Source organism: Collinsella sp. LCP21S3_A9 (assembly GCF_052118785.1).
Lineage (GTDB): Bacteria > Actinomycetota > Coriobacteriia > Coriobacteriales > Coriobacteriaceae > Collinsella.
In genome coordinates this window covers 41,458-53,008 of the sequence record NZ_JBQKGN010000011.1, presented here as the reverse complement: position 1 = coordinate 53,008, position 11,551 = coordinate 41,458, and the positions used below count along the sequence as shown (strand labels likewise).

The 11,551-nt window shown below is 60.2% G+C and carries 9 protein-coding genes; 8 read left to right on the top strand and 1 reads right to left on the bottom strand.

Annotated features, from left to right (window positions below; genetic code table 11):
- The first annotated feature begins 2 nt into the window (after positions 1 to 2).
- The 5 genes from pelG to ACTQ05_RS06145 all read left to right on the top strand — a co-directional run bounded on the left by pelG (position 3) and on the right by ACTQ05_RS06145 (position 5,812).
- Positions 3 to 1,547, top strand: a complete 1,545-nt coding sequence (pelG, locus tag ACTQ05_RS06165; protein WP_441538349.1) for an exopolysaccharide Pel transporter PelG — start codon at positions 3 to 5, stop codon at positions 1,545 to 1,547.
- Positions 1,537 to 3,306 carry a CotH kinase family protein gene (locus ACTQ05_RS06160; protein WP_441538348.1) on the top strand — a complete coding sequence of 590 codons (1,770 nt, stop codon included), beginning with the start codon at positions 1,537 to 1,539 and terminating at the stop codon, positions 3,304 to 3,306. The genes pelG and ACTQ05_RS06160 overlap by 11 nt, the downstream gene beginning before the upstream one ends.
- Positions 3,293 to 4,084, top strand: coding sequence for a polyphosphate polymerase domain-containing protein (locus ACTQ05_RS06155; protein ID WP_427728731.1), 792 nt, complete (start codon positions 3,293 to 3,295; stop codon positions 4,082 to 4,084). Before ACTQ05_RS06160 ends, ACTQ05_RS06155 begins: the two co-directional genes overlap by 14 nt.
- Before the next feature lie 3 nt (positions 4,085 to 4,087).
- On the top strand, positions 4,088 to 4,753 hold the full coding sequence (locus ACTQ05_RS06150; RefSeq protein WP_441538347.1) for a DUF4956 domain-containing protein: 666 nt from the start codon (positions 4,088 to 4,090) through the stop codon (positions 4,751 to 4,753).
- Positions 4,754 to 4,819: 66 nt separating this feature from the next.
- The gene (locus tag ACTQ05_RS06145; protein ID WP_441063442.1) at positions 4,820 to 5,812 is read left to right on the top strand and encodes a PLP-dependent transferase; all 993 of its coding nucleotides are present in this window, start codon (positions 4,820 to 4,822) and stop codon (positions 5,810 to 5,812) included.
- 101 nt (positions 5,813 to 5,913) lie between these two features.
- Here the strand turns inward: ACTQ05_RS06145 and ACTQ05_RS06140 are convergent, their stop codons facing one another.
- A complete protein-coding gene (locus tag ACTQ05_RS06140; protein ID WP_427719637.1) occupies positions 5,914 to 6,258 on the bottom strand; it encodes a winged helix-turn-helix domain-containing protein in 345 nt (114 codons plus the stop codon).
- A gap of 193 nt (positions 6,259 to 6,451) precedes the next feature.
- Here ACTQ05_RS06140 and ACTQ05_RS06135 point away from each other — a divergent pair, with 193 nt between their 5' ends.
- The 3 genes from ACTQ05_RS06135 (at position 6,452) to rimP (ending at position 11,550) form a co-directional block, all read left to right on the top strand.
- Complete coding sequence (locus ACTQ05_RS06135) at positions 6,452 to 7,963, top strand: IMP dehydrogenase (RefSeq protein WP_154515410.1); 1,512 nt, start codon at positions 6,452 to 6,454, stop codon at positions 7,961 to 7,963.
- Positions 7,964 to 8,222: 259 nt separating this feature from the next.
- The gene (gene leuS / locus ACTQ05_RS06130; RefSeq protein ID WP_441063441.1) at positions 8,223 to 10,799 is read left to right on the top strand and encodes a leucine--tRNA ligase; all 2,577 of its coding nucleotides are present in this window, start codon (positions 8,223 to 8,225) and stop codon (positions 10,797 to 10,799) included.
- Between the two features lie 256 nt (positions 10,800 to 11,055).
- The gene (rimP, locus tag ACTQ05_RS06125) at positions 11,056 to 11,550 is read left to right on the top strand and encodes a ribosome maturation factor RimP (RefSeq protein ID WP_441033500.1); all 495 of its coding nucleotides are present in this window, start codon (positions 11,056 to 11,058) and stop codon (positions 11,548 to 11,550) included.
- The last annotated feature ends 1 nt before the right edge of the window (position 11,551 follow it).

The following is an 11,551-nucleotide window of genomic DNA, read 5'->3' as shown; positions in this document are numbered from 1 at the left end:
CGGTGGCCGGAATCGGTTTTGAGCTCAAGCGCCTGTTTAGGCGCAAGGGTCTGTTTGCCACGATGCGCGCCTACGGCTACGCCGGCATTGTGTGCACGGGCCCCATGCTGCTGGGCGTGCTGCTCCAGGTGGGCATCTTGGTGCTGTGCGGTCTGTGGGGTGTGGGCCGCGCCAACCAGGATCTGCTGGTGTGCATGGTGACCTATACGCTGCTGGCGTCGCTTACGCTCACGAGCTTTTTCTCCATGCCCGTCACGCGCTTTTTGGCGGACATGCTCTTCGCTGAGCGCGAAGAAGAGGTCTTGCCCTCGTTTTGGGGTTCCAACGCCATCATGCTGGTTACGGGCACGGCGCTCTACGGCGTCTTTTTGCTGTTCTCGGGCGCCACGCTGCTGCAGGGGCTGCTGTGCCTGTGGCTGTTCAACATTATGATCGTCAACTGGAACGGCATGAACTACCTCACCGCTATTAAGGACTACCGTGGCATTCTGTGCAGCTTTGTGGCTGCCATTGGCGTGGTGTGCCTGTGCGCCCTGGCTGCGCTGGCGCTGGGGCTGCCGCCGGTCGAGGGCCTACTGGCGTCAATCTCCCTGGGCTACGGCGTCATGCTCGCCTGGGACGTGGTGCTGCTGTACCGGTATTTTCCGCAGAGCGACCGCAGCCCCTGGCTCTTTTTGCGCTGGCTCGATCAGTTTATGTCGCTGGCGCTCACGGGCCTGTTTACCAACCTGGGGCTCTTTGCGCACCTGGTAATTATTTGGGCCGGCCCCATTGGCGTGCAGGTCAAGGGCTTGTTTTATGGCGCGCCCTACCACGATGTTCCGGCGCTCATCGCGTTTTTGACGATCCTGGTCACGACCGTCAACTTTGTGGTCTCGGTCGAGGTCAACTTTTATCCGCGCTACCGCGACTACTACAGCCTGTTCAACGACGGCGGCGTAGTGGGCGACATCGTGGTGGCCGAGGAGGAGATGCTCTCCACGCTCAACAGCGAACTGCGCTTTTGCGCGCTCAAGCAGCTGTTTGTGACGGCGGCAGTCATTTCGCTCGAGACCACGGTGCTCTCGGCCCTGCCACTGGGCTTTAACAGTCTTATGCACGGGTATTTTCGCACGCTGTGCGTGGGCTATGGCCTGTATGCCGTGGGCAATACGGTGATGCTCATCTTGCTGTACTTTACCGACTACAAGGGGGCCGTGCTGGCCTCGGGCCTGTTTGCCGGTGTGGCGGGGCTGGCGACTGCCGTGTCGCTGCTCTTGCCGCAGCAGTTTTACGGCTTTGGCTTTTTGTTGGGTGCGGCGGTGTTTTTTATCGTGGCGCTGCTGCGACTCGACACCTATACTGCCAACTTGCCGTATCGTATTCTGAGTCAACAGCCCATGGTGGCGACAGACAAGACGGGTCGCTTTACACAGCTGGGCCGCTTGCTCGACCGTGCCGAGCGGCGCTATGAGGAAGCCCGCCATAAGGGCGAGCCACATGGCGCGTTTGAACGCACGGTGGTCCGTGTGTATCGCAACCATTGGGGAGGTTCTGATGACCGATAGGATGATATCGCGTCGCCGCTTGATTGAGGCGGCTGCCGGCACACTGCTGCTTTCGGGCTGCTCTGCGCAGGACGAATCCTCGACAAAAAAGGCCAAGAAGCAGGGCAAGATTAACAAGGCCGAGGCCTCGGGAGAGGCCAAGCACCTGCGCGATAAGGACGAACTGTACGAGGTCTACGACGACTCGGGCATTGTGACCATGTACCTAACGGTCTCGCGAGGCAACAGCTCCGAGAACACCGACCACAGCTGGGCCGAGATCAATACGTACTCGGTGTACGACTATGCCGACATGGGCGTGACACGCTATCAGGTTATGGGCCTGCTGCAGCCAGGCGATGATAAGGGCCCCGTTGCTGGCGAGGTGGGCTATGGCGAGGAGGCCCCCAACGCCACCGTGCAAGTGCGCGGTCAGACGTCGAGTACCTATACGCAAAAGAACTACAAGGTGGAGCTCAAAAAGGGCAAGGGCACGTGGCGTCAGCAGCGCGCGATTGCGCTCAACAAGCATATGGGCGAGGGCATGCGCTTTCGTAACAAGATGGCCTACGATTTGATCCGTGGCATTCCCCAGATGATGGGCCTGCGCACGCAGTTTGTGCACTTATGGGTGTGCGACCAGACCGAAAAATCCAACGACACCTTTGAAGACTACGGTCTGTTTACGCAGGTCGAGCAGCTCAACAAGACGGCGCTCAAGGCCCACGGTCTGGATAAGAGCGGGCATCTGTATAAGGTGAACAGCTTCGATTTCCATCGCTTTGAGGACACCATTAAGCTCACCGATGACCCCGACTATAACCAGGCGGCTTTTGAGGGCATGCTCGAGATTAAGGGCGACTCGGACCACACCAAGCTCATCGAGATGCTCGATGCGCTCAACGACGAATCGCAAAAGATCGATGACGTGCTCGACACCTACTTTGATACCGAGAACCTGGTCTATTGGCTGGCGTTTCAGATTCTGACGGGCAACTGCGACACGCAGAACCGTAACTGCTATCTGTACAGCCCGCTTAACTCCAAGGTTTGGTACATCCTGGATTGGGATAACGACGGCATGCTGCGCAAGCTCGAGTTGAGCCTGACGGGGTTCTCGGATTATGCGAGCTGGGAGCGCGGCGTGAGCAACTACTGGGGCAACGTGCTGTTTAACCGCGCGTTGCGCAGCAAGTCGTTCCGCAGCGAACTCGACCGTGCCGTCAAGGACTTGCGCTCGTATCTGACCGAGGCGCGTCTGGCCAAGATGATTAAACATTACCGCGAAGTGACCGAGTCGCTTGTCTTTTCCGCGCCCGACCTCGATAACCTGCCCGTTACCAAAGACGAATACGAGCAGATTGCCGCGGCGATTCCCTCCGAGATCGAGGAAAACTACAAGAGCTATTGCGAAAGCTATAAAAAGCCCATGCCGTTCTACATTGGCGTGCCGCAGATTGAAAACGGCAAGTTGCGTGTGAACTGGGATGCCGCGTACGACTTTGAGGCGCGCGATATTCGCTATACCGTCGAGCTTGCGCGCGACTACGCCATCAATGACGTGCTTTTTAAGGCCGAGGACGTGCTGCTGCCGGAGGTAACGTGCGATGCGCCCGATACCGGCCAGTACTTTGTGCGCGTGCGTGCCACCAACTCCGACGGCTATACGCAAGATGCGTTTGACTACTATGTGACCGACGATGGCAAGCAGTACGGCATGAAGTGCTTTTACGTGCAAGACGGCGGTAAGGTCGTGGAGGACACGTATGAGGAGGGCTAGCGCGTTGCTTGAGCGCCTGGCGGCCCCGCCTGCGCGTGCCACGCAGGAGCGTTATCGCCACGAGCTCAAATATCTCATTAACGAGGGCGAGCACTCCGCGCTTGCCTGTCGCATGGCGCCGGTTTTTAAACTGGACAAGCATGCGCGCTCGGGTGGCTACACCATTCGCAGCCTGTACTTTGACGACTACTGCAACTCGGCCTACGAGGAAAAAGACGCCGGTATTCTCATGCGCAAAAAGTATCGCGTGCGCATCTATAACGGCAGCGACAGGGTGATTAAGCTCGAGCGCAAAAAGAAGTACGGCAGCTGGATCTACAAGGAGGACGCGCCGCTCACGCGCGGCGAGTTTGAGCAGATCCTGGCTGGCGACTACGGCTTTTTGCTGAGGAGCCCGCACCAACTCTGCCGCGAGTTCTACATCGAGTGTATCTGCAACATGATGCGCCCGCGGACCATCGTGGACTACGAGCGCGAGCCGTGGGTGATGGATGAGGGCACCGTGCGCATTACGTTTGACATGAACGTGCGTGCCGCGGTGGGTAGCTTTGATATCTTTGACGCGACCTTGCCCGCGCTGCCCGTGCTGGAGCCCGGCAAGCTGGTGATGGAGGTCAAGTTTACCGAGTTTTGTCCGCAGCTGGTGCGCGATATGGTGCCGCCGGGCGCGGCCGAGCTTACGGCGGTCTCCAAGTACTGCCTGTGTTACGAAAAGACCGCCTACCTGCGCGGTTTTGACTACTGGGAATCGGATTTTGAGAACCGAGGGGATATTTAGACCATGAGCACCAGGGACTTTTTTAAGAACTCCGTCTTGGAGGCGTTTGGTCAGGTCGACCCTGCCAAGATCGGCCTGTCGCTGCTCGTGGCGCTCGCCATGGGCATCCTGATCTATTACGTGTACAAGCGCTTTTTTACCGGCGTGGTGTATTCGCGTAGCTTTGCCGTGACGCTCGTGGGCATGTGCGTGCTCACCTGCATGGTCACGCTCGCGATCTCGACAAACGTGGTCATCTCGCTCGGTATGGTCGGTGCTCTGTCCATCGTCCGCTACCGTACGGCGGTCAAGGACCCGCTCGACCTGCTGTATCTGTTTTGGTCCATTACCACGGGCATTACGGCGGGAGCCGGCATGTATGCACTCGTTGGGCTCACGGCAGCAGTGATCGTGCTGATGATCGCCGGCTTTGCGAGCAGTCAGGACAAGTCGCGCGTGTACATGATGGTCATTCACTACACGGGCCAGACCACTGGCGACGATATCGTGCGCGCGTTTGGGCGCACCAAGTTCACCGTTAAGTCCAAGACTATGCGCGGCGACAAGATCGAGATGGCCGTCGAGGTGTTCTCTGACGGTGTAGATATGCCCTATGCCGACGCCATCCGTGCCCTCGATGGCGTGGAGGACCTAACGCTTATCCAATACAACGGCGAATACCACGGCTAGAACCCTAGCGAGTAGATTGGGGAAACATCCGCATCGTGGGCTTTTGTTTTGAAGGGACGGTGTCACGTGGACGCACAACAGCTAGAAGAGGCCTGGGCTGCAAGGGCTGGCGCGCGCGAGGCGCGACTGGTTGCGGCCTCGCATGTGCCGGCGGCGCTTTCGCTTCTGGGGATTGTGCGCCCCGGCGATCGCCTGGTGGCCTTTGCGGATGACTTTGCCGAAGCGTTTGCGTGCGGCTTTGAGGGCTGCGATGTCGTGTTGGTGGGCTCGCCGTCCGCCGAGGCGTTTGCTGCTGCGTCCGAGGGCTTTGATGCTTCGCTTGATGCCGAGGGGCCGCACCTGTGGTGGTTCGCCAACTCCATTGGCGCGTTCGGTCTGCGTGTGCCCGATTTGCGCGCGTTAGGCCGCGCCGCGCGTGAGGCCCATGCACTGCTGGTTGTTGACAACACCGTGGCTGACGTCTTTGGCTGCAATCCGCTGAGCTTGGGCGCCGTGCTGTCGCTCGAGGCACTCGACCGCGTGTGTGCCGGTAAGGCCCCGCGTAAGCTCGTTGCCGCTTCGGTGGCGCGATCGCAGGTCAAGCGCCATCGTGTGGATGCCGCGGCTGAGTGCGCGCATGCGTTGTTTGCGGGCTGCGGTGCGTCGGCGCTCGATCTTTCTGCTGAGGAGGCCGACGTGCTGGAGCGCGGGTTTTCCTCGCTTAACGCTCGCATGCAGGCGCATTTCGACCGCGCCCGTGCGCTGGCCGAGTATCTGGCCGCGAACGAGATGGTGTGCAACGTGCGCTATCCCGGGCTGAGCTCGCATCCTGACCATGCGGTTGCAACGGGAATCCTCGAGCATGGCTTTGGCCCGGCAGTTGAGTTTGACCTTATCGAGCGTAGCGCGGGAGAGCTGTTCGACGCTTTGCCGGGGGAGTTTCGCACATCGCCTGCCGGCGGCGCAACGACGCGTCTTTCGGCCCCACGTGGCAAACAGGGGGACACCATCCGCCTCTTCGCCGGCACCGACGACCCCCTGACGGTAGCCGCCGCCCTCGATAACGCCCTCCGACAGTAGCTAATTTGGGACGGGGCTTTTTTAGCTACCCAATGTCAATTTTTGGCTATGAGTTAAGAATGCTCTGGATGGGTAGCTAAAAAAGCCCCGTCCCAAATTAGCTACTCTTTGATGGTGTCGATCAGGTCGTTGGCCCTTGCGGCTATGACTTCGTTGATCTCGGCCTGCAGCTCCTCGTAGGCCGCTATGGCTCGCTCGCCGGCGGGGGTGAGCGAGCTCCCGCGGGCGCCGTCGCGCTCGATGAGCTTGCACCCCAGCTGCCCCTCGGCCTCGTTCACAATGCGCCATGCCTTGGAATAGGCCATGCCCATGCTCTTGGCGGCGCGGTTGATCGAGTGTTCGCGGGCGATACCCTGCAGCAGCAAGACGCAGCCGTGGCCGAACACGCCCGGCAGATCTTTGTCGCACGACTGAATGACCAGTTTTGCCGTCGTCTTGTACTCCATGCGCTCCACGTCTCTCCGCTAAAGTGTCTGCTGGGCAAACGCAAAGCCTGCGTTAAACCCTCGTGTGCTCTTCTTAAATCATGCATTGTAGCAGTCAAAGTGCGTTAAGATACTTGCCCAGTATTGGGCGCCCAAGGTTGGGCTGGGTCCTACGAGGCCTGCAGCCGACCGGTCGCATGGAAAAAGGAGAAACATGGCTACGTTCTTTCCCGGTGAGTCCCACACGTTTTCGGAGTATCTGCTGGTCCCTGGTTATTCGTCCTCGCAGTGCATCCCCAACAACGTCTCTCTTAAGACGCCGCTAACCCGCTTTAAGCGCGGCGAGAAGCCGGCAATCACCCTGAACATCCCCATGGTTTCCGCCATCATGCAGTCCGTCTCGGGCGTCGACATGGGTGTCGCGCTCGCTACCGAGGGTGGCCTGTCCTTCATTTACGGCTCCCAGACCCCCGAGTCCGAGGCCGCCATGGTCAAGGCCGTCAAGGATCACAAGGCCGGCTTTGTCCAGTCCGATTCTACGCTGACCCCCGACATGACCATGGAGCAGGTCATCGAGCTCAAGGAGAAGACCGGTCACTCCACCATGCCGGTCACCGACGACGGCACTCCCAAGGGCAAACTCCTGGGTATCGTTACCAGCCGTGACTATCGCCCCAGCCGCGATGACCACCAAAAGAAGGTCTCCGAGTTCATGACCCCGCGTGAGCAGCTCATCGTGGGCGACAAGAACATCAGCCTCAAGGTTGCCAACGACGTCATCTGGGACAACAAGCTCAACGCCCTGCCCATTGTCGACGACAACGATCACCTTATGGGCATCGTCTTCCGCAAGGACTACGACAGCCACAAGACCAACCCCAACGAGCTGCTCGACGGCGATAAGCGCTACATGGTCGGCGCCGGCATCAACACCCGCGACTATGCCGAGCGCGTGCCGCTGCTCATCGAGGCCGGCGCCGATGTCCTGTGCATCGACTCTTCCGAGGGCTTCAGCGAGTGGCAGAAGCGCACCATCGAGTGGATCCGCGCCAACTACGGCGAGGACGTCAAGGTCGGTGCCGGCAACGTCGTTGACGCCGAGGGCTTCCGCTTTTTGGCCGACTGCGGTGCCGACTTTATCAAGGTGGGTATCGGCGGCGGTTCCATCTGCATTACCCGCGAGACCAAGGGTATCGGCCGTGGCCAGGCCACCGCGCTGATCGACGTCTGCCGCGCTCGCGACGAGTACTACGAGGAGACCGGCGTCTACGTGCCCGTGTGCTCCGACGGCGGTATCGTCTACGACTACCACATGACGCTCGCCCTTGCCATGGGTGCCGACTTTATGATGCTGGGCCGCTACTTTGCCCGCTTTGACGAGAGCCCGACCGAGCGCGTCAACGTCAACGGTCAGTACATGAAGGAGTACTGGGGCGAGGGTTCTGCGCGTGCCCGCAACTGGCAGCGCTACGACCTGGGCGGCGCCGCGAAGCTCAGCTTTGTCGAGGGCGTCGACTCCTACGTTCCCTACGCCGGCTCCCTTAAGGACGGCGTGGGCGGCACGCTCTACAAGATCAAGTCCACGATGTGCAACTGCGGTGCCCTCTCGATTCCCGAGCTCCAGAAAAAGGCACGCCTGACCCTGGTGAGCTCGACCTCGATTGTCGAAGGCGGCGCCCACGACGTAGTCGTCAAGGATTCGCAGCAGTCTGTGTCTTATCGATAGGATAAGAGCCGCACATAAAGGTTGAGTTCCAACCACGTTATTAAGATAAAGCGAGATGCCTGCAAGTCGCAGGCATCTCGCTTGTCGTATTTGCTATCATCAGTCAAGTTAACCTTAGGGTCGGTCGGCTTGGCTTTGTTCGCTACAAGTTCCGCACACAAAGAAGAGCACTTAATGTGCTCTTCGTCTTGCGCAGGACTGTCCGCAGTAGCGAATAAAGCCAAGCCGACCGACCCCAGCTAAGATTAAAGGAGCTGATATGTGCGATTGCACAGATCATAAGGACGAGATCCCTGCCTACGACGCGCAGGCCATTGAGTCCAAGTGGATGAAGGCCTGGGAGGACTCCAACCTCTTTGCCGTCGACACCGACGCCAGCAAGCCCAAGAAGTACGTGCTCGAGATGTTCCCGTATCCTTCGGGCGACCTGCACATGGGCCACGCGCGCAACTATACCATCGGCGATGCCATGGCCCGTCAGGCCCGTATGCGCGGCTTTGACGTGCTGCATCCCATTGGCTTTGACGCCTTTGGCCTGCCCGCCGAGAACGCCGCCATCAAGCACAACACGCAGGCTGCCGCCTGGACGTATAAGAACATGGACCAGGCGCTCGCCACGATGAAGCGCATGGGCTTCTCCTACGATCTGGATCGCATGGTCAAGACCTGCAGCCCCGACTACTACCGCTGGGGTCAGTGGATCTTTGAGAAGATGTGGGAAAAGGGCCTGGTCTACCGCAAGAAGAACCCGGTCAACTGGTGCCCCAACTGTAAGACCGTTCTGGCCAACGAGCAGGTTACCGAGGGCAAGTGCTGGCGCTGCGGCACCGAGCCCGAGAAGCGCGACCTTGAGCAGTGGTACTACAAGATTACCGAGTACTCCCAGGAGCTGCTCGACGATCTGGAGAAGCTCCCCGGCTGGCCCGAGCGCGTTAAGCAGATGCAGGCCAACTGGATCGGCCGCTCCGAGGGCGCAGAGGTCGACTTTACCCTGTGTGATGCCAACGGCGATCCCATCGAGGGCGACGAGGGCAAGATCACCGTTTTCACCACGCGTGCCGACACGCTCTTTGGCGTCTCCTTCTTTGTCCTGGCTCCCGAGTACGCTCGTCTGCACGAGCTCGTCGAGGGCACGGAGTACGAGGAGGCCGTGACCAAGATCGTCGAGGACTCCAAGCATATCTCTGCTGTCGAGCGTGCCCAGGGCACCCTCGAGAAGCACGGTGCCTTTACGGGCCGCTACGTGGTTAACCCCGTCAACGGCGAGAAGGTTCCCGTGTGGGTTGCCGACTATGTCGTTGCCGATTACGGCACCGGCGCCGTCATGGCCGTTCCCTGCGGCGACCAGCGCGACTTTGAGTTTGCCCGCAAGTACGACCTCCCGATCGTCCCGATCATCCTGGACGATGACGACCGCGCTTCCGTCGAGGCCAGTGGCGAGACCATCGATACCTTCCATGCCGAGACCGTCGACTGGGATTGCGCCCACGCTGCCGAGGGCACGCTCGTCCAGTCCGGCAAGTACACCGGCATGCGCGGCGGTAAGCACTCCGAGGGCGAGGCTGCCATCGTGGCCGACCTCGAGGCCATGGGCTGCGGTCGTCGCAAGGTCGAGTTCCGCCTGCGCGACTGGCTCATCAGCCGTCAGCGCTATTGGGGCAACCCCATCCCGGCCATCCATTGCGAGCACTGCGGCATTGTGCCCGTGCCCGAGGACCAGCTGCCGGTGACGCTGCCCGAGAACCTGGACCTGGGCGCCGGCGAGACCCTCGCCGAGTGCAAGGACTTCTACGAGACTACCTGCCCGGTCTGCGGCCGCCCGGCCAAGCGCGAGACCGATACCATGGACACCTTCACCTGCTCCAGTTGGTATTACCTGCGCTATACCGACCCGCACAACACCGAGCTGCCCTTCTCCCGCGAGGCGGCAGACCGTTGGATGCCCGTCGATAACTACATCGGCGGCATCGAGCACGCCATTTTGCACCTGCTCTACAGCCGCTTCTTTACCAAGGCGCTGCGCGACCTGGGTCTGCTGAGCGTGGACGAGCCCTTTACCAACCTGCTGTGCCAGGGCATGGTCAAGGACGAGAACGGCGACACCATGTCCAAGTCCAAGGGCAACGTCGTGCCTCCGAGCTCGGTTATCGAGCCCTACGGCGCCGACACCATGCGTCTGGCGATCCTGTTTATCGCCCCGCCCGAGAAGGACTTTGACTGGGATCCCAAGGCCGTCGAGGGTGCCAACCGCTTTATCAAGCGCGCTTGGCGTATCGTGTGGCAGCTTGTCCAGTCGGGTGATGCCAACGTTGCCTTCGACAAGTCCGTGCTCGACGAGACCGCGATGAAGCTCTATCGCGAGCGTCACCGCACCATCGCCAAGTGCACCGAGGACTTCGATCGCGGCCAGTTTAACACCGCGATCTCGGCCGTCATGGAGCTCGTCAACGCAGCGAGCGCCTACCTCAACGCCACCGAGGGCGCATCGCGCGACAAGGCACTGTGCTACGGCGTGGCCAAGGACATCGTGAGCGTCCTTGCCCCCATCTGCCCGTTCTGGGCCGACGAGCTGTGGCACGAGGCACTCGGCTGCGAGGGCAACGCCTACACCGCCTCCTGGCCCGAGTTTGACCTGGCCGAGTCCATCGAGGACACGGTGCAGATCGTGGTCCAGGTGCTCGGTAAGGTCCGCGGCCGCATCGATGTGGCCCGCGATGCCTCCAACGAGGAGATGCAGGCTGCCGCCGAGGCCGCTGTTGCCAAGTGGCTCGAGGGCAAGACGGTCGTCAAGGCCATCTGCGTGCCCGGCAAGCTGGTCAACCTGGTGGTTAAGTAAACCTTGCGCATATAGTTGATGCACAATAGACGAGGGACGATCCGGCTGGGTCGTCCCTCTTTTTGGATATGGATACTTGCGACTACACCTAATTATCCATTTCTTGTGGAGAACCTGTGCTCACGCTGACCTGCGGATTTGTGCTGTGGTTGCACGTTTTCGCAGGTATTGGTATAGTTTGCTTGCAAATGAAGTTGTAATTGAAAGAAGTGGGGTTTCGGCCCCGCTTCTTTTTTGTATGGATGGAGGTGCCGCAATGGTCAAGACCAAGACCGAGCAGGCGATCATCGACGCGCTCGAGGCCGTCGCTCCCCAGCACGATGTCGATATTGTCGACGTTGAGCTCGTGGGTGCTACCAAGGCCCCCTGCGTGCGTGTGCGTATCGAGGGTGCCGAGGGTCAGAGCCTGTCGCTCAACGACGTCACGGCCAACACCAAGTGGGTCGGCGACGTGATCGAGGAGCTCGACCCCATCTCTTCGAGCTATACGCTTGAGGTGTCGAGCCCGGGTATGGCGCGCCCGCTGCGCCGTCCGCGTGACTTTGCCCGCTTTGTGGGCGAGGACTGCGAGCTTTCCTCCACCGCCACCGAGGGCCGTCGCAAGTACTCCGGCAAGATTGCCGCCGCGACCGAGACCAACGTAACCCTCGAGCTCGAGGACGGCGAGTCTGTCACCCTCGATTTTTCCGATGTTAAAAAGTGCAAGTTGAAGCCCGTCTATGACTTCAAGCCCGCGAAGGAAGGAAACTAAC